19 protein-coding genes are annotated in these 18,002 nt (G+C 59.7%); 11 read left to right on the forward strand and 8 right to left on the reverse strand.

Going from position 1 to position 18,002, the window contains the following annotated elements; genetic code table 11:
* The first annotated feature begins 15 nt into the window (after nucleotides 1-15).
* Nucleotides 16-1,110, forward strand: a complete 1,095-nt coding sequence (locus AC3RLQ_RS17600) for a type IV pilus twitching motility protein PilT (protein WP_493029973.1) — start codon at nucleotides 16-18, stop codon at nucleotides 1,108-1,110.
* 68 nt (nucleotides 1,111-1,178) lie between these two features.
* Here AC3RLQ_RS17600 and AC3RLQ_RS17605 read toward each other — a convergent pair whose 3' ends face one another.
* Nucleotides 1,179-1,358 (reverse strand): hypothetical protein, encoded by a 180-nt coding sequence (locus tag AC3RLQ_RS17605; RefSeq protein ID WP_395730891.1) that lies wholly within the window; start codon nucleotides 1,356-1,358, stop codon nucleotides 1,179-1,181.
* 143 nt (nucleotides 1,359-1,501) lie between these two features.
* Between AC3RLQ_RS17605 and AC3RLQ_RS17610 the strand changes: the two genes are divergently transcribed.
* Genes AC3RLQ_RS17610 through AC3RLQ_RS17625 form a run of 4 tightly spaced genes read left to right on the forward strand, consistent with a single transcriptional unit; the run spans nucleotide 1,502 to nucleotide 5,732 of the window.
* On the forward strand, nucleotides 1,502-2,845 hold the full coding sequence (locus tag AC3RLQ_RS17610) for an L-lactate MFS transporter (RefSeq protein WP_493029974.1): 1,344 nt from the start codon (nucleotides 1,502-1,504) through the stop codon (nucleotides 2,843-2,845).
* A 6-nt stretch (nucleotides 2,846-2,851) separates the two neighbouring features.
* The gene (locus AC3RLQ_RS17615) at nucleotides 2,852-2,971 is read left to right on the forward strand and encodes an MFS transporter small subunit (RefSeq protein WP_482812993.1); all 120 of its coding nucleotides are present in this window, start codon (nucleotides 2,852-2,854) and stop codon (nucleotides 2,969-2,971) included.
* 27 nt (nucleotides 2,972-2,998) lie between these two features.
* Nucleotides 2,999-4,297: an FtsX-like permease family protein gene (locus AC3RLQ_RS17620; RefSeq protein WP_493029975.1), complete on the forward strand. Its 1,299-nt coding sequence runs from the start codon at nucleotides 2,999-3,001 to the stop codon at nucleotides 4,295-4,297.
* Between the two features lie 40 nt (nucleotides 4,298-4,337).
* A complete protein-coding gene (locus AC3RLQ_RS17625; protein WP_493029976.1) occupies nucleotides 4,338-5,732 on the forward strand; it encodes an FtsX-like permease family protein in 1,395 nt (464 codons plus the stop codon).
* Here the strand turns inward: AC3RLQ_RS17625 and AC3RLQ_RS17630 are convergent.
* Nucleotides 5,729-7,543: a DUF3592 domain-containing protein gene (locus AC3RLQ_RS17630; protein ID WP_493029977.1), complete on the reverse strand. Its 1,815-nt coding sequence runs from the start codon at nucleotides 7,541-7,543 to the stop codon at nucleotides 5,729-5,731. The genes AC3RLQ_RS17625 and AC3RLQ_RS17630 overlap by 4 nt on opposite strands.
* Before the next feature lie 57 nt (nucleotides 7,544-7,600).
* Between AC3RLQ_RS17630 and AC3RLQ_RS17635 the strand changes: the two genes are divergently transcribed.
* A complete protein-coding gene (locus AC3RLQ_RS17635) occupies nucleotides 7,601-8,278 on the forward strand; it encodes a YwaF family protein (RefSeq protein WP_493029978.1) in 678 nt (225 codons plus the stop codon).
* A gap of 120 nt (nucleotides 8,279-8,398) precedes the next feature.
* Nucleotides 8,399-10,336, forward strand: a complete 1,938-nt coding sequence (gene speA, locus AC3RLQ_RS17640) for a biosynthetic arginine decarboxylase (protein ID WP_422322216.1) — start codon at nucleotides 8,399-8,401, stop codon at nucleotides 10,334-10,336.
* Between the two features lie 6 nt (nucleotides 10,337-10,342).
* Here speA and aat read toward each other — a convergent pair whose 3' ends face one another.
* On the reverse strand, nucleotides 10,343-10,918 hold the full coding sequence (gene aat, locus AC3RLQ_RS17645) for a leucyl/phenylalanyl-tRNA--protein transferase (RefSeq protein WP_493029979.1): 576 nt from the start codon (nucleotides 10,916-10,918) through the stop codon (nucleotides 10,343-10,345).
* A 52-nt stretch (nucleotides 10,919-10,970) separates the two neighbouring features.
* On the opposite strand from aat, the gene pgsA reads away from it, so the two are divergent.
* The 4 genes from pgsA to AC3RLQ_RS17665 all read left to right on the forward strand — a co-directional run bounded on the left by pgsA (nucleotide 10,971) and on the right by AC3RLQ_RS17665 (nucleotide 14,465).
* Nucleotides 10,971-11,564: a CDP-diacylglycerol--glycerol-3-phosphate 3-phosphatidyltransferase gene (gene pgsA, locus AC3RLQ_RS17650; protein WP_422322214.1), complete on the forward strand. Its 594-nt coding sequence runs from the start codon at nucleotides 10,971-10,973 to the stop codon at nucleotides 11,562-11,564.
* Nucleotides 11,565-11,593: 29 nt separating this feature from the next.
* Nucleotides 11,594-12,970 (forward strand): ribosome biogenesis GTPase Der, encoded by a 1,377-nt coding sequence (gene der, locus AC3RLQ_RS17655; RefSeq protein ID WP_422322213.1) that lies wholly within the window; start codon nucleotides 11,594-11,596, stop codon nucleotides 12,968-12,970.
* Nucleotides 12,971-13,048: 78 nt separating this feature from the next.
* Nucleotides 13,049-14,047 carry a cobalamin-independent methionine synthase II family protein gene (locus AC3RLQ_RS17660; protein ID WP_493029980.1) on the forward strand — a complete coding sequence of 333 codons (999 nt, stop codon included), beginning with the start codon at nucleotides 13,049-13,051 and terminating at the stop codon, nucleotides 14,045-14,047.
* A gap of 13 nt (nucleotides 14,048-14,060) precedes the next feature.
* Nucleotides 14,061-14,465 (forward strand): hypothetical protein, encoded by a 405-nt coding sequence (locus AC3RLQ_RS17665; RefSeq protein WP_493029981.1) that lies wholly within the window; start codon nucleotides 14,061-14,063, stop codon nucleotides 14,463-14,465.
* Nucleotides 14,466-14,467: 2 nt separating this feature from the next.
* On the opposite strand, the gene AC3RLQ_RS17670 is transcribed toward AC3RLQ_RS17665, so the two are convergent.
* Genes AC3RLQ_RS17670 through bufB form a run of 5 tightly spaced genes read right to left on the reverse strand, consistent with a single transcriptional unit; the run spans nucleotide 14,468 to nucleotide 18,001 of the window.
* Nucleotides 14,468-15,196, reverse strand: coding sequence for a hypothetical protein (locus tag AC3RLQ_RS17670; RefSeq protein WP_493029982.1), 729 nt, complete (start codon nucleotides 15,194-15,196; stop codon nucleotides 14,468-14,470).
* Nucleotides 15,193-15,792 (reverse strand): RNA polymerase sigma factor, encoded by a 600-nt coding sequence (locus tag AC3RLQ_RS17675; protein WP_487679660.1) that lies wholly within the window; start codon nucleotides 15,790-15,792, stop codon nucleotides 15,193-15,195. The genes AC3RLQ_RS17670 and AC3RLQ_RS17675 overlap by 4 nt, the downstream gene beginning before the upstream one ends.
* A 58-nt stretch (nucleotides 15,793-15,850) precedes the next feature.
* Entirely contained in the window at nucleotides 15,851-16,309 is a 459-nt protein-coding gene (locus AC3RLQ_RS17680) for a DoxX family protein (RefSeq protein WP_493029983.1), read from the reverse strand.
* Nucleotides 16,306-17,172, reverse strand: coding sequence for an HvfC/BufC family peptide modification chaperone (locus AC3RLQ_RS17685; RefSeq protein ID WP_493029984.1), 867 nt, complete (start codon nucleotides 17,170-17,172; stop codon nucleotides 16,306-16,308). The genes AC3RLQ_RS17680 and AC3RLQ_RS17685 overlap by 4 nt, the downstream gene beginning before the upstream one ends.
* Nucleotides 17,159-18,001 carry an MNIO family bufferin maturase gene (gene bufB, locus AC3RLQ_RS17690; RefSeq protein ID WP_493029985.1) on the reverse strand — a complete coding sequence of 281 codons (843 nt, stop codon included), beginning with the start codon at nucleotides 17,999-18,001 and terminating at the stop codon, nucleotides 17,159-17,161. Before bufB ends, AC3RLQ_RS17685 begins: the two co-directional genes overlap by 14 nt.
* Between the last annotated feature and the right edge of the window lies 1 nt (nucleotide 18,002).

The following is an 18,002-nucleotide window of genomic DNA, read 5'->3' on the forward strand; positions in this document are numbered from 1 at the left end:
CACTCTTCTCTCATCATGCGCGCCCACGATCTCATTGAATATCTTGTCATGGTCACGGACCAAGGCGGCTCGGATTTGCATCTTAGCGTGGGTGCAGCGCCCACAGGACGCATCGGCGGCCAGCTCCAGCCACTGACGGATGAAATCCTCGACGTCGGCGACATTCGCGACCTGGTTTTTGGCGTCTTGAAAGAAACTCAGCGTGTCAAACTGGAGCAGGACTGGGAACTGGATTTCGCCATTCAGGTGGCGAATCTGGGACGCTTCCGTGGCAATGCCTGCTACGTGCTTGGGCGTATCGAAGCATCCTTTCGCTTTATTCCCGAGGTGATCCCTGAGCTGCGCGATCTGGGTCATGGCCCAACGGTGGAGAGCTTCTGCACCCTGAGCAGCGGCATGATCCTTGTCACCGGCACCAGCAATGCCGGCAAGACAACGACCCTGAGTTCAATGACGCAGCACATCTCAAGATCACGGCGGGTCAACATTGTCAGCATCGAAGACCCCATTGAGTACGTTTTCAAACACTCGCACAGTCTCATACGCCAGCGCCAGCTGGGCAGCGACACACACTCCTTTGCACAGGCCCTGCGCAGCGCGTTGCGGCAGGACGCAAATGTCATCGTCGTCAGCGAATTGCGTGATCTGGAGACCATCCGCACAGCGCTGACCGCCGCCGAGACCGGTCACCTCGTCATCAGCACCCTGCACACCCAGGATGCTCCTTCGACCGTCATGCGTGTGATGGATGCCTTCCCGGAAGACCAGCAGGATTTCGTGGCATCTCAGCTGGCCAACTGCCTGCAAGGCGTGATCTGTCAGAACCTGATGCCACGGCTTGATCAAGATGGCCGTGTGATGGCCTCTGAAATCATGGTCAATAATCCGGGCATCGCCTCCTGCATCCGCTCCCGCCGGCTCCAGCAGCTGCCCAGCCTGATTCAAATCGGCGCCAACGACGGCATGCACACCATTGATGACAGCGTGACCCATCTTGCCATCCACGGCTTCATTTCCCTCGATGATGCCCTTCTGCGCGCACGTGACAAAGATTTCGTTCTCGCCGGCTATGAACGCAAGATGCGTGAGCGAGACGGGCGGCGCCGCTGAAGCATGAAAAAGCGGAACCAGTTTCCCGGTTCCGCTTTCAAACGCTGATCGTCTCAGCGCCGTAGTGACTACTTGTTCTTGGCGTCGAACTTGGCTTTGCACTTTTCGCAGCAGAAGGCGACGGTTTTGCCGTCTTTGCCGGTGCTGGTGATGCTGGAGTCAGCAGGCTTGCCGCTGATAGGGCATTTGTCGGCGGCCATGGCGACCGAAGTGAAGGAGAGGGCGCAGATGGTGAGCAGTGTTTTCATCGAGGTATGTTGGTATGGGTGTGGCCGGTGAAATGACCGGCCAGTGCTCGAAACGTATGAAACCGGGCGTTTCTTGTCGATCTTTGAGCTTTCCTTGTCCGATCCGCCAGGAAACCACCGGCGGCCTCCTACTACCTACAACCATGTCTTTCCTCTCCCGTGAAGCCACCGTCGCCAGCCCCGGCTTCAGCCGCTGGCTCGTTCCGCCTGCCGCCATCGCTGTTCACATGTGCATCGGACAGGTGTACGGATTCAGTGTGTTCAAGAAGCCGCTCGCCAGGGCACTGGGCATCACCGCTCCTGGCGCTGGTGATTGGAGCGAAGCCGATGTCGGCGTGGCTTATTCGATCGCCCTCGCCCTGCTCGGCCTGTCTGCGGCGTTCTTTGGCAAGTGGGTCGAGCGCAGCGGCCCGCGTAAAACCATGCTCGCCAGCATGCTTTGTTTTTGCAGCGGGCTGGTGCTCACGGCGCTCGCTGTGCACTGGCATCAGCTCTGGCTGCTGTATGCGGGTTATGGTTTGGTCGGCGGCATCGGGCTGGGGCTGGGTTACATTGCACCGGTTTCCACCTTGATGAAATGGTTCCCTGACCGCCCGGGCATGGCCACAGGCATGGCGATCATGGGTTTTGGCGGCGGCGCGCTCATCGGGGGGCCGCTGGCGGAGGAACTGATGAAGAGCTTTGCCACGGCCAGTTCCGTCGGCGCCGGTGAGGCGCTGCTGGTGATGGCGGGTCTATATGCCATCTCGATGCTGTTCGGAGCTTTGATCGTCCGCGTGCCGCCTGAAGGCTGGAAGCCTGCTGGCTGGGTGCCGACGGAGCATGTTTCAAAACTGGTCACGACGGCAAACGTCGCCGTGGACACTGCCTGGAAGACACCGCAGTTCTGGATGCTCTGGGTGGTGCTCTGCATGAACGTGAGCGCTGGCATTGGCATCCTCGGCCAGGCCTCGCCCATGATTCAGGACATGTTCAAGGTCACGCCTGCGGCTGCGGCCGGATACGTTGGCCTGCTCTCGCTCTGCAATCTCGGCGGCCGGTTTTTCTGGTCCTCCATATCCGATCTGATCGGGCGCAAGGGCATCTACTGCATCTACTTCATTCTCGGCGCCGCCTTGTATGCCAGCGTGCCGTGGATTCAGGGCCGGGGCAGCGTGACGCTCTTCGTGGTGGCCACCGGGCTGATCCTCACGATGTATGGCGGTGGTTTTGCCACGATACCGGCCTACCTGCGCGATCTTTTTGGCAGCTATCAGGTCGGCGCGATCCATGGCCGTCTCATCACCGCCTGGTCAGTAGCGGCGATTCTTGGCCCCCAGCTCATGGACCGCCTTTCAGTGGCGAACAAAAAAATCATGCCGCCAGAACAGGCCTACAACTCGATCTTTCACCTCATGGTCGGCCTGCTCGTCGTCGGTTTGATCTCCAACCTCCTCGTCCGCCCCGTCGATCCCAAGCACCACCTCGCTGAAAACGCCCAAACCTGATTCGCCATGAAAGCTCTCACCCTCCTCCTTGCCTGGACCTGGATCACCGTGCCACTCGGCTGGGGAGTGTATCAGTCCGTGCAGAAATCGTTGCCTCTGTTTGGCATCACGGCAGTTGCGAAGTAGCGCGGGCATCGCTTTGTTGCGCTCCACATGCTTTCGAACGTCACCTTCTTCCTCGCCCGCCGCTATCTGCGTGCGAAGCGTTCGTTTGTCTCGGTCATCACGGTCATCTCGATCCTCGGTGTCGCGGTCGGTGTGCTGATGATGATCGTGGTCAGTTCGGTCATGAAGGGGTTCGAAGGTGAGTTCCGCAAAACACTCATCGGTTCAGAGCCGCACATCCTGCTGCAACCGCAGGACAAAAAGCCCACGGATGCCAAATCAGCAGCCGACGTGCTCGCCAAGGTGCGTCTGCAGCCAGACGTGCTCGCCGCCAGCAGCTACATCGGGAGCGCGATGTTTGCGGAGCACGATGGCCAGCAGTCAGGAATGGATGTTCTCGGCCTGCCGGAGGATGGCGCGAAGTTTTACATGGCCAAGGTCGCCAAGCACAAGGCCGAAGGCGTGCTGGAACTCACTCCGGGCGGTGTGGTCTGTGCCGATTATGTGGCGGGCGGACTCAATGCCCATCCGGGAGACGCCATCAGCGTCTATGCCTCCAAGAATGTCACCAACGCAGTGAAACGTTTCCGCATCGCCTCGGACGAGCAGGACGAGACGAAACGCCACGCTGCTTATGAGGAGATCAAGCTGAATCCCATGGAGATCAAGCTGCTGGGCACCACGCGGATGGAATCCGCCGGCACCTACGGCTACGTCACTCTGGAAACGGCGCAGAAGATCTTTGGCTTTGGTGACAAGGTCAGCGGGGTGCTCATCGAACTGAAACAACCGGGCGAGGTCAAGGAGGTGATGAAACGCTTCACCGCTGCGGGAGTCGTTCCCGCCACATGGAGCGCCTCACTTTGGACCGATGCGGGCGATGCACGCCTAGCCGCCATGAGCAACGAACGTGTGATGATGTGGATCGTCCTCCTGATCATCGCCGTCGTCGCGGCATTCTCGGTCATGAACACGACCATCACCGTCACGACCCAGAAGCGGCGCGAGATCGGCGTGCTGACCGCGCTTGGTTCGCGGCAGAGCCAGATCATTGGCATTTTTGTCTCGCAGGCCGCCTTCGTCGGCATCCTCGGCACGCTGGCGGGCCTCATCCTCAGCGGACTTGTGCTGAAGTACCGAGATGAAATCCGCATGGGCATCGCGGTCCTGAGTGGTGGCAGTTCCAACGCCGACTCCGGCATGTTCCTAGCCACCATCCCGGCCCAGATCGAACCCTGGTTCATTGTGGTCACCTGCCTGGGCTCCATCACATTTTGCCTGCTGGCCGCTCTGCCCCCTGCCTGGCTGGCTTCACGTGTGGACCCTGCCGTGGCGCTGCGGGACTGATCAGAATCGTCCTCTATCCTAACGATTTAAAAGCCCTTCCATGACCAGCGCCCCCCTCTTCCTCGCCCTGCGCTACCTGCGGCCCACGCGCTCGTTCATCTCGGTCATCACCGTGATCTCGATGCTCGGTGTCATGCTCGGCGTCGGCGTGCTGGTCTTTGTGATGTCCGTGTTCAGTGGCTGGCAGCGTGAGTACCGGCAGATGCTTATCGGCTTTGAGCCGCATGCCATGGTGGAACCTTTGGGGGCGCTGGAAGGTGAACCTGGCGGCCCGAAACCGGTTGATTGGCGCGAGCTTCAGAAAAGCCTCGCTCTGCGACCTGAAGTCGTTTCCGCCGTGCCCGTGGCAGATAGAACAAGAGAGGGCCGCCTCGGCATACTCGTCGTTGAAAATGACGCCAATCTTCAGGGAGTCAGCGTCATCGGCATGACCGATGATCAAGACAATGCGCTGCTGCAGAAGCTCAAGAAGCACATCAAGACAGATGCGTTGGGTGACACCAAAACTATCAACGAAAAAGGTGAGGCCGTGTACCGACAAGGCAACTTTGATCTCAGGGACGACACCATTGTCCTCAGTGACAAATTCGCGAAAGAGATCGGTGCGAAGGTGGGGGATACGCTCGTCGTGCATGCCGCAGAAAGCGTGAACCAGTTCATCCAAAAGTACCGTGAGATCCCTGAAAATGAAGACAAGAAAAAGCGCGCCAAAGCTCTCGACGACGTCACCATCCTGTCAAAGGACCTCAAACTCATCGCCACGCTGCGTGAAGACACCGCCGGAAAGCGTGGCTACGTGCCGCTGCATGTCGCGCAGGAGTTTTTCAACCTCGACAGTGACATTAGCGGCATCGAGCTGGAGCTGAAGGATCCGGACAACGCCGATCGTGTCATGATCAAGATGTACCAGTCCGGCGCACTGCCGGAAAACTGGGATTACCACACCTGGGAGCAGGAGCACGGCATGATGCTGGAATCCGTGAAAAACCAGGAGACGATGATGTGGTTTTTGCTGCTGTTCATCATGCTCGTGGCCGCCATTTGCGTGATGAACACCACCATCACCGTCACCGTGAAAAAGCGCCGCGAGATCGGCATCCTCACTGCGCTGGGCACGCGCGCATGGCAGATCATCGCCATCTTTGTCGCCCAGGCGGGCATCGTGGCACTCGTCGGTGCGGTGGCCGGGCTCGCAGGAGGCTTTTTCTTCCTCAGCATTCGCAACTGGCTGCGCGATCAGATCTCCAACATCACCGGCCGCGACATCTTTCCGCAGGACATTTATTTCCTCTCCAGCATCCCCGCTCACATCGATCCAGAGAAGATTTTTGCCATCTGTGCCACCGCCATCGCCCTCTGCCTGATGGCCGCGCTGGTGCCGTCGTGGTTTGCTGCACGTGTGGATCCTGCCGTGGCATTGCGGGATGGGGGCTAGGCTCGGCGCGGAAGATCATTCTGCTTTCGCCATTCATCAAGCCGCCGCGCCAGCGTCTCCGCAGTAACGGATTCGGTGATGCCATCGACAAGGGTTTTGGTTTTGCCGAAGATCGTCTCCGCACGCACGCGGTAGTAGAACTTGTTGCCTGCCTGCGTGTTGGAGTCGTGGATGAAGCCCGTGATGTGGCGGGGCTCGAAAATCTCCTGCCAGGAATAAAAGGGCCCCACACGGTTCAAGATACGCAGCTCGCGTGTATTGATCTCCAGGCGGAGGCTGTGCAGCAGCGTCCATACGCTGCCGCCGAGAATGAGCGGCGAGGTGATGCCCCAGAACAGCCGGAAGATCAGCGGCGCCCCCTTCGCCTGCATGAACAGAAAGCCCGCAGACCAAATCAGGCCAAAAAGCAGCAAAAATAGGCCCACATACCGGTTCCTCCCAGCAGGACAGTCAATGAAGGAGGGCACACCGCCGGCATCCATCTCCATCTCAATGCCTCTGGCCTTCAGGCGCAGGAGAAGATCATCCGTGCTAAGCAGAGGTGCCGGCTCCGGCTGCGAGGAGGCGGCATCCTCCTCACTTTCAGCGTCAGCGGCCGCAGCCGCCGAAATAAACACCGGCAGCGGCAGCACCACCGGCCTGCCCCCATGGCTGGAGCTGATTTCCAGCGTCCATACATGTTGCTCTCCCTCTGTCGAAACGATGGAAGCCTCGTTCACAGCAGCACAGGGCAGTCCACGCGGAATGTCGATGCGCAGCGGCAGCGCCACGCCATCCACATCCCGCCGCGCCTCCGCAGCAGACAGCGTTGTGGCATGTTCCCAGATGGTTTCCTTTGCGGTGGCGTGGGAGTCACCACTGTTGCGGGTGATGTGCCTCTGGCAGAGCACACGCACGGAAAGGGTGCTGAGAGGAGAAAGCACCTTGGAAAACCGCAGCTCGCCCACCAGCGGACGTCCTGGAGAAACTGGAACCTGCTTGAGCAGCAACACAGGGCAGCCAAAAGCCATCTGTGACTTGATCCGTCTCCAGGCAAAGAGAAGCGGAATCAAAGCAAGCGCGACGGGAATCAGCGTCAGCAGCGCCAGCGCCGATTTGACGATTTCCCCTCCCAGAATCACCGCAAGGGCCAGCGGCAGCTGCACCAGGAGAATCCAGCCGGCGACTCCCAAAATAAACGGCAGGGGGTTCGGCTCTGGAAAAATGTTCTCCCCCACCCACTCGGGACGCCAGCTCCACGGAGCACCCGGATGCTGTTCTCTGAGCCGCGCAATCTGCGTCGTCCTGCGCGACTGCCGCCAGCCACCGATGGAAACCAGACAGCCTGCCAGTGGGAAGAGCGTCGGAAAAATCGACATCAAGAGCAGCAAGCCCCAGCGGAGATCCCGAAACAGCACGGTCTGCTCCGGGTTGGATGGATTCACAAAGCAGCGGAACGGCCGCTTTTTGCCCTTCGCCGACTGAAGCTGCTGGAACGCCTGCTTTTGAAAATCCCCCATGTTGTCGGAGCCACCGAAGAAGCTCACCTCATCGCCATGGTAGCTGCGCCGGTCGAACTCATAGCGATAACTGGCCTCAACACGATAAGTCGTACCACCTTTGTTACCAGACGAGGTCTTGAGTTCCGCAGTCTCAATCCAGCACGGCACTTCCACCCAGCTGCGCGAGGACCACCACGAACTGATCGCCGGAAAATAGAGAAACAAACCGACGGCCAGACCAGCCAGGATGAAAGGCAGACCAAACAGCACAGCACAACCTCCGCTGAGCTGTTTCGTAGAGCGGGCCGCAGAACGATTGGAGCGTAACATGCCCGCAACATGCCACAAACCGACTGACTTCCGCAACTTCCGCGTATGATGGAGCCCATGCCTCCCGCCTTTCATCCTTACGGCCCATCCCACAAGGCGGTGCTCGCCATCACGCTGGTACTGTTCATCGTGATGCTGCTGCTTTCCCGCACCCGCTGGTCCTTGCTTTCACAGCGCGTGCTTGGCACCATGCTGCTGGCCTTGTATCCTGTGGGACTGGCAGTGCACGCCACTTACGGCTCGCTCAGTGTGTACACGGCGCTGCCCCTGCAGTACTGCGATGTCGCCACTCTGGCAGGTGGCATCGCCCTATGGACGCGCCGTCCGTTTTTTTGTGAGGTGGTGTATTTCTTTGGCATCGCAGGCACCCTTCAGGGACTGCTGACCCCCGCCCTGATCTATGAGTTTCCAGACCCGCGTTTCTTTTTGTTTTTCATCATGCACGCCGGAGTGCCGATCACAGCGATCTACGTCGTCACCGCCATGAAGGTTCGCCCGCGCCCCGGGGCCGTGCTGCGCATCATGACCTTCTCCGTGGCCTGGTATGCCGTGATCGCCGCCGTGAACTACGCCATCGGCGCCAACTACGCTTTCCAGTGCTCCAAACCCGTGCAGGCCAGCCTGTTTGACCAACTCGGACCGTGGCCGTGGTACAATCTCACCAGCATCGGTCTTGGCCTCGTCTTTTACTCTCTGCTTTACATCCCTTTTGCCTTCCGCAGGGCCAGAGACTGACGCCCCGGCCCTCCCCGGGCGTTTTGGCCGCGCCGCACCTCTCCGAGATGTCGCTTTGCATTTCCAAATTTGCCCCCATAATCGCGGCCCTTGAAAGCCCCTCCAACCCAGCCCACGAAAATGAAAAACCCCACATGGACCACCGACGACAGCGCCGAGCTTTATGGCATCCGCGAATGGGGGCATGAGTATTTCGACATCGCGAAAACCGGCGAGGTCGTGGTCAAACTCAAGGACGGCAAGAAAACCAAGTCCGTCTCCCTCGCATCCATCGTCAGAGGTCTGCGCGAGCGCGGCACCCAGCTGCCACTGCTGATCCGTTTCGGCGATCTGCTGCGCTGGCGCATCGACGAGCTGAACGAAGGCTTCGCCTCTGCGATCAAGGAAGGCAAATACCAGGGCGTCTATCGCGGCGTTTACCCCATCAAGGTGAACCAGCAGCAGGAAGTCATCGAGGAAATCACCCGCTACGGCCGCAAGTATCACTACGGCCTCGAAGCCGGCAGCAAGCCGGAGCTCATCGCCGCGCTGAGCTACATGCACGACCCTGAAGCCTACATTGTGTGCAACGGCTACAAGGACGAGGAGTTCATCGACCTCGCGCTCTACGCGCAGAAGATGGGCCTGCAGGTCATCCTGGTGCTGGAAATGCCCACGGAGCTGGACTTGATCCTGGATCGTTGTGAGAAAATGGGCGTGCGCCCGACTCTCGGCGTGCGCTTCCGCCTCAGCGCCGAAAGCGCCGGCCACTGGAGCGGCTCAGGCGGGGATGCCAGCATGTTTGGCCTGAACATCTCCCAGCTCATGCACGTCGTGGACAGCCTCCGTGAAAAGGGCATGCTCGACTGCCTGCGCATGCTGCATTACCACCAGGGTTCGCAGATTCCAAACATCCGTGCCATCCGCCAGGCGGTCACCGAAGCAGCGCGTGTTTACGTGGGTCTGGTTCAAGAAGGTGCGCGCATGGGCATTCTCGATCTCGGCGGCGGTCTCGCCATCAGCTACGACGGCCTCAAGGGTGCCAGCGAAGCCAGCAGCAACTACGGCACCAAGGAATACTGCGCCGACATCATCGAGGCGATCACGGAAGTCACCGCCGAAGCCGGCGTGCCGCATCCGGATCTCATCACCGAGTCCGGCCGTGCCATCGTGGCCTACTACTCCGTGTTGATCATCAACATCCTCGACATCAACCGTTTTGAGCCGCGCAAGGGCGTCGCCGATTTCGATCTCGACAAGGATGCCCCTCCCCTCCTGCGCAATCTTTATGAGCTGCGCCTGGATGCCGAAAAGCATGCCTCCAAGACCTCCCGTGATCGCCTGCAGGAGATCTACAACGACGCCATCTACTACCGCGACAAGCTGCGCAGCGAGTTCAATTACGGCAAGGTCAACCTGCGTGAGCGTGCTCACGGCGAGGAACTCTACTGGGACATCCTCACCTGGGTGGCCAGCATGAAGGAAAGCTGCGACCACGATGGCAGCCAGATGGATCGTCTCGACACGATCATGACCGATTTCTACTACGGCAATTTCAGCGTCTTCCAGAGCCTGCCTGACCTTTGGGCCATCGACCAGATCTTCCCGGTCATGCCAATCCACCGCCTCAAGGAGAAACCCACACGCAATGCCGTGCTCTCCGACATCACCTGCGACAGCGACGGCAAGATCGACAAATTTGCCCACTCTCACGGCATCAACTCCACCCTCCCGCTGCACGATCCGCAGATCGAGAAGGGCCACGAGTACATGCTTGGCATCTTCCTCGTCGGCGCGTATCAGGAAACCCTCGGTGACCTCCACAATCTCCTCGGCGACACCAATGTCGTCAGCGTCCGCGTGGAAAACGGCAAGGTGAAATACAGCCGCGAACTCGAAGGCGACAGCGTCGCGGAAGTGCTCACCTATGTGGAATACGATCCCAAGGACATGCTCACCCGTTTCCGTAACCTCGCTGAAAGCGCCGTTGTGTCCAAGCGCATCACTGCCACCGAGCGCCGCGAGATCATGGAAAGCTTCGAGGCAGGTCTGCGCGGCTACACGTATTTCGAGAGCTGATTCAGCTCACATAAACGTCGCCTTCCGCGAAATCGCCCGCTGCAGCAGTTCCAAATACTGCGCGCAGGGGATTTCGTGCCCGCCAAACATCGCAAGATGTGGGGTGGTCCACTGCGTGTCGTGCAGCAGGTAGCCGCGCTCATGCAGGCGCCATTGCAGGTGCGTCAGCGCCACCTTGGAAGCCTGCGGCTCGCGGCTGAACATCGATTCCCCGAAAAATGCTCCGCCGATGCTCACGCCATAGACGCCGCCACGCAGCTTGCCGTCCCGCCAGACCTCCACGCAATGCGCAAAACCAATGCGGTGAAGCTCCTCGTAGGTGTCCATGATGGCATCCGTGATCCAGGTGCTTTCACGGTCGGCGCAGCCCCGGATCACATCTCCAAAGGAGGTGTTCCAGCGCACTTCAAACGGGTGCTGCTTCAGGTAGCGCTCAAACCGGCGCGGCACATGAAACTCCGCCACCGGCAGAATGCCCCGCATCTTGGGCCGGTACCACGAGATGGAACCATCATCCTCCCCCATGGGAAAGGCTCCCTCACAGTAGGCATTCAGCAGATCCACTGGCTCGATTTGTGGCATGCCCCACTCTAAAGCGATCAAACTTCATGATTCAACTCTTGAACCGTGAACCGTGAAACGCGAACGTAGCAGCGTGAACCTCGCCAATCAGATCACCATTTTCCGCATCCTGCTGATTCCCGTTTTCATCGGGCTGGTGATCTACTATGGCGACAGCGCCCGCGGGGAGCACCCCAATGAAGCCCTGCGCCAATGGGCGGCTGCAGTCTTCGGCATCGCCTCGATCAGCGACGCGATTGACGGCTGGATCGCCCGCCGGTTCAATCAGCGCACGCGATTCGGGGCCATCATGGATCCCCTCGCAGACAAGTTACTCATGCTCGCCGCCATCATCCTGCTGAGTTTCACCTCCTGGCGGCAGCATTTTCCCCTGTGGTTCCCGATTCTCGTCATCGGCCGCGACCTGCTTTCCATCGGCGGGGCCTTCCTGATTGATCACTTTGCCGGCAAATTCCAGATCCACACCCACTGGACTGGCAAAACCGCCACTTTTGCCCAGATGGCGGCCATTTTGTGGATCCTGCTGGATCTCAAGCCCGAGTGGCTCATCTGGCCCACGATTTTTGCCGCCACTTTCACCGCCTTGTCGGGTTTTCTCAATCTGGCGGACGGTGTCAAGCAGTTGCAGGCCGCTGGACATGATTGACTCGGGGGGCTCACCGTGCTCTCTGAACAATGCTCAAAACCGTTGCCATCGTCGGACGCCCCAATGTGGGGAAATCCGCACTCTTTAACCGCCTTGCCGGGAAAACCATCTCCATCGTCCACGATCAGGCCGGTGTGACACGGGACCGCATCACGGCGCAGTGCCGCCGGGGTCCGGCATGGTTTGAGATCATGGACACGGGCGGCATCGGTGCCAGCACCGACGACGTTTTGACCGATCAGGTGCAAATCGAGGCCTCCATCGCCCTGGATGTGGCGGATCTGCTGCTGTTCGTTGTCGATGTCGTCGATGGCATCACCACGATCGATCAAAGCCTCGCCCGCGAACTGCGCCGCACCAACAAGCCCGTCATTCTCGTCTGCAACAAAGCCGATTCCCCGAAACGCAAACTCAACGCCAGCGAGTTCAGCAAATTCGGCTTCCCCGACACCCTGGAAGTCAGCGCCGCCCATGGCCTTGGCATCGACGAACTCGTCGCACTCATCTCCGAGCGCCTCGACCTAAAGGAATCCAGCGAAACGGAGGATGCCATCTCGCATCAAAACACGCGTCCTTTGAAGCTCGCCATCGTGGGCCGCCCGAACGCGGGCAAATCCTCGCTCGTGAATGCCATTCTGGGCTCGGACCGTGCCATCGTCAGCGATGTCCCAGGGACCACGCGTGATGCCCTCGACATCAAGGCCACCTGGAACGGCAAGCAGTACCAGCTCATCGACACCGCCGGCATCCGCCGCCGGGCAAATCTGGACACGGTCGTCGAAATCTCCAGCGTGGATCGCAGCCTGCAGAGCATCAAGCGTGCTGACCTTTGCCTGCTCGTCATCGACTGTGCCGCCGGAGCGAAGATGCAGGACCGCAAGATCGCCCAGTTCATTTTGGAGGAGCGCAAGCCCTGCATCCTCGTCATGAACAAGTGGGATCTCTTTCATCCGGATGGCAACCAGAAGGACCGCATCGAACATCTGGACGAACTGATGCGCCGCGAGTTCTTCTTCCTGAACTACGCCCCGCTCGTCGCCATCTCGGCAAAGAACAAGGACCACATCGGCAAGCTCTTCGTGCAGATTGAAAAAGTGCGCAGTGGCTCGCAGAACCGCATTGGCACCGGCGCTTTGAACCGCCTGCTCGCCAACGCCATCGAGAACACCCCCGGCGCCCTGGGCCGCAGCACGCACAGCTTCAAGCTGCTCTATGCCACCCAGGTCAATGAAGCTGAAGGTTTCGCCATTCCCGTGCCGCACTTCGTGCTCTTCGCCAATCGTGCCTCAAAACTCACCGACAGCTACATGCGCTATCTGGAGAAAGTCATTCGCGACGAATGGGCCGCGCCCGGCGTGCCCTTCAAAATGAGCGTGCGCGGCAAAGGTCCGAAGTCCGCGCGGTAAGCTTGTTGGATGCCTGCCTGCCTTTGGATTTTGGCACTCCCGCCTTCCAAGGCCGGAGGATGCTGACTAGTCTGCCTCATGGCCACCATCCAGACCACCACCGTCGGCTCCTACCCTGTCCCCGAATGGCTCAGCGCGCTGCCCAGCGAAGCCGCCGTCATTGATGCCACACGCGTGGTGTTCGACACGCAGCGCCAGGCAGGCATCGATCTGCCTACAGATGGAGAGCTGTATCGCTTCGATGTGAATCATCCCGACACCAACGGCATGATCGAATACTTCGTCCACAAACTGGGCGGCATCGACAGCCGCGTGGGTCGTGCGGATGCCGCCGCATTTCATGCGAAACATGAGATGGCCTTCCGCAGCAAACCCGCCGCCGTCGTGCGCGGGCCCATCACCGAAGGTGTCCTCAATCTGGCCGAGGACTGCACTCGCGCAGGCAAAGTAGCCGGTGGCCCGTTCAAGTTCACACTGACCAGCCCCTATATGCTGGCCCGCACGCTGCTGGACACGCACTACAACGACTTCGCCGCGCTCCACATGGCCATCGCCGACGCCCTGGCTGCACAGGCAGCCGATTTGCAATGCGATTGCGTACAAGTCGATGAAGCCAACATTCCCGGCAACCCGGCAGACGCACCCATCGCGGCCGCTGGCATCAATCGAGTGCTGGATGCGGTGAAAGGCACGAAAGCCGTGCACTTCTGCTTCGGTAATTACGGCGGCCAGACCATCCAAAAAGGCGAGTGGGCCGCGCTCATCACCTTCTTAAACTCTCTGCGCGCAGACCACCTCGTGCTCGAACTCGCTCATCGGCCCGCCGCTGATCTTGATGCGCTCAAGGAGCTCGATCCCAAAATCGGCGTCGGCCTCGGGGTTGTGGACATCAAGGTGAACCACGTCGAAACCGCCGACGAAATCGCCCGCCGCATCGAAGCTGCAGAGCAAAAGCTCGGCGCAGGCCGGGTCAAGTTCATCCATCCCGACTGCGGCTTCTGGATGCTCAAACGCAGCATCGCCGACCGCAAGATCGAGGCGCTGGCAAAAGGACGTGACAGGTTCGAAGGACGGTGATTCACTCGCCCCCATGAAAAGGATCTTTGTCTTTGCCACGCTGTTCTCCCTGACCTCCTGTGCCAGCACCATGAACAGCCACCGCATGAAAGCGGCCCAGCGCAAGATGCTGGAAACGCGCAGGCTGCAGCAGGCCGGTGAATGGGACGCCGCGCTGGCCATGGCAGAGCGCATGCATTCGAGCGTTGCCAAGTCGATCACCAGCGCACCTCGGCAGAAGTCTTCCAGTGGAACCATGGTCGATCTGCTGCCGCTGCTCGCCGGATGGGAAAACGGGCCCTTCGCCGAACTCAAAACCACACTCCAGAAGCACGATTCAAAGCGCTCCCCGGCTGCCTTTGCCGCGCTGCGCCAGCAGTGTGTGAACTGCCACACGGTGCTCGGCAATACCAAGGTGCAGGTCAGCGAGGTTCCGTAACCTCACGCCAGCCCAAACAATTTCTTCAACACCGCTTCATCCGCCGTGGTGGCGAGAAGGAAGGTCTGGCTGCCATCGCTCCAACTGGCCATGTTCCATTTCTTGCTGCTCTTAAACTGGGGCCGAAGCTGTGGCGGCAGGTCGGTGAGTCCGGTGTTGTCCATCACGACGAGATGCGCCTCTTTGCCAGGCTGAATTTCAAAGCAGATGATGGATGCTGCACGACCGCCGATCTGGATGCGCTTGCAGGCCAGCACAGACATGGTCCCCACCTTGCCTGGCAGACGATCCGGCGTCGGGGACTCATCAGCCACAAGCATTTTTTTGATGGCTTCGAAGTCGCGCGACATGTGATCGACCTTGGAAAGGCCGTACTCGACTTTCGTCACGGCGGCGAGCGAATCAGCCTGCCAGCCGGGCATGCTGTTGCTCACCGGCCAGAGCATCGTCCAGCCGATCACTACTGCGGCAGCAGCGGCCACCAGCGTGGGCAGCACCCAGCGGGTGGGGCGTTTGGCAGGCCGTCTGGCGTTTTGCAGAATGCTTGCCCGCAACCCTGTTGGAATGGTGGCAGCAAAGGCCCCGGCGACTTGTTCATCAAACTCAGTGCGCTTTTTGAGCCATGCGCCCAGTTCGGGATCGCTCTCAGCCGTCGCACGCGCCTCGGGCGATGCATCCTGAGGGCGGAGCGTCGTGGCATCGAGTTCAAGTCTGGCTTCTTCGCGGTTCACGAGGCGGATAGGGGGATGATGTTGGAGGGTGCGGAGTCTTCGAGGCGGCGCAAAATGGTGCGCAGGCTGTCTTTGGCGCGGGAAAGGCGTGACATCACCGTGCCGATGGGAACGCCCAGCGTCTCGGCGATGTCCCGGTAGGATAGCTCCTTGAGGTAAAAAAGCACCAGCGGTGCGCGGTAATTGGGTTCCAGTTCTTCAAGCGCCGTTTGCAGTGTGGCGCTGTCCACGCGCGGATTTTCGCCGTCATCATGGTGCTGCGTGGCGCCATGCTGCTCGGGTTCAAATTCGACCTCTTCATATTTTTTCTCGCGGCGGGCGATGCCGAGCCATTCGCGGTAGATCGTGGTGAACAGCCAGGTCTTCACCTTCGAGGCATCCCGCAGCGTGTGCCCTTTCTTTGCCCATTGCAGAAAGGTTTGCTGCACAAGATCCTGCGCAGTGGCCTCACGCCGGCACATGCTCATGGCAAAGCGGTAAAGCCCCTGGTAGTGGGAGTCCACGATCTGCTCAAAGCTGGGCACGGTGTCGGTCACGCGTCGAGGTATCGTGCGGGTTGCAGGCAGTTCAATGCCGAATTGGAAGGCAGATTCCATGAGTTCATGGGTCGGGTATGCAGGTGGGAGACGTGACCGCAGCGTTTATTCCCACAATTCACGCTTTTTTTCGCCGACGCAGAAGTTCATCGGCCGACAACCTGCCAGGACCAAAAATGAAGACGGTCACGCTGGCCAGCAGAAAGAGAAACGGCGGGGCGCTGACGAAGGAGTCGGCATCTGACCAGATCGTTTTGACCACATCCAGATGCGCCGTGCCGTAGGCGACGAGCATGGTGAAGATCAGTGGCAGGCAGGTGACTCGGGAGAAGAGGCCCGCCAGAAGCAGCAAGCCTCCGAAGCACTCCGTGCAGCCCGCCATGTACGCATTCAGCGCTGGAAATGGAATGCCGAGTTCGGTGAAGAAAGCTGTGGGCATGCTGATGTCGCTGAGCTTGCCTTTTCCGGTCTGAAAAAACTGCCAGCCCCAATAGAGGCGGATGCCGAACAAAAAGGGATCTGCCAGGCAACTGGCGGTGCGGTCAAGGAGTGTGTTGGCGAGGGTCCAGAGCTTCATGATTTGCGGGGAAATTGGGTGAACCAGCCGAGCTGGGAAAATTCGGTGAACCAGTCACGAATCTGCGCAGGCCAGTCGGTATCGGGACTGGCTTGGGAGAGAGCGAATTCGATGGCATCCGCGAGCGTGAGGCCATCCCTTAATGCCGTGAGCATGGCGAAGGACTCCGGGGCAAGGCGCTTGAAGTACAGCTGGTTGTCATGTCGGTGAACGGCCAGATGCACACACTCGCGTTTTAACTTCGGTGCCTTGGCGACTTTGGCACGTGTGGGCGCCTCGGACATGGCCTGGCTGGCTGAACCGCGCACATCGGCGTCGGCTTTTTTCATCGCGGTGATGAAGTGATCGACCGCGTAATCGATCTGCAGAAGCACGACGCAGGGCTGAAGTCCCAGATGAAGCGTGGAGGGGTCTGCGCCAAGGAGATCATCGATCCGCAACGGCTTTTTCCATACCTCGTCAAAGGCAAGCGTCTGCGCCCATTCAACGCGGGCAACATCACGCGCGTTGAGATCTGTAATAAAAGTGGGAAGGGCGGAGCCTAGATTACGTAGCGTCCAGGAAGCACTGGGATGCTGCGCGAGGTAGTCGCGGCAGAGCTGGTGAAAGCGGCGCTCGCCCAGGAAAACGCGCAGTGCGGGATAGTCGTCGTAGAGGCAGTCGAGCAGGCGGAACCAGTACTGGCGGGCGTAGATTTCAAGGCGTTCGAAACCGCTCATGCGGTCGTTCGGCGTGATGAAATCGACCCGCGTGCAGGCGGGCATGCCATCCTGGCGCGTGAGCGGCTGCATCAGCGCCGCAGCCATGGTGCGTTGCAGTTGGCGCAGGTCGGCATTGGTGCGGAGACGGCTAGGCGTGGGCATGCTCATGAAGGTAGCGGTTGGCTTTGAGCGCCTCGGCATGCACATCATCGAAGCTGGGGATTTTGTCGTCCCATTCGAGGAGTGTGGCGGTGCGGCCTGAATTTTTGATGGCCTCAGCGTAGAGTTCCCACACGGGATCTGGCACCGGATGATCGTGGGTATCAAGGATGACGTGATCGAGCCGGGTGTGTCCGGCGATGTGAATCTGGCCGACCCGTTGATGCGGCACTGCACGGAGGTATTCGAAGGGATCGAAGCCGTGGTTCTGCGAGGAGACGTAGATGTTGTTAACATCCAGAAGGATGCCGCAGTCAGCGCGCTCAACGACTTCGTTGAGGAATTCCCACTCGGTCATCTCGTTCTGCGTGAATTCGGCGTAGCTGCTCACATTTTCCACGCAGATGGGCACTTCTAGGAAATCGCGGGCCTGCCTGATTTTCTCTGCGGTGTGCCTCGCCACGCTCATGGTGTAGGGCATGGGCAGGAGGTCGTGGGAGCAGCGGCCATCCACACTGCCCCAGCAGAGGTGATCGGATAGCCAGGGTGTATTGGTGCGCTTCACCAGACGCTTGAGTTTTTTAAGGTGGTCGCGATTCAGCGGATCGGCATTGCCGAAGTACATCGACACCCCGTGCTGCACGACGCGGTATTGCTCCAAAATGCTGTCCAGCACCTCCAGCGGGCGGCCGCCATCGACCATGAAGTTTTCGGAGATGATCTCAAACCAGTCACAGACCGGCTTCTTCTCCAGAATATGCCGGTAGTGCGGCACACGGAGGCCGAGACCGATGCCGAGATCGGTGTGACCGTTGTGAGGGTTGGCGGGCATG

The organism is Prosthecobacter sp. GW821-HT29F12, from assembly GCF_058803405.1.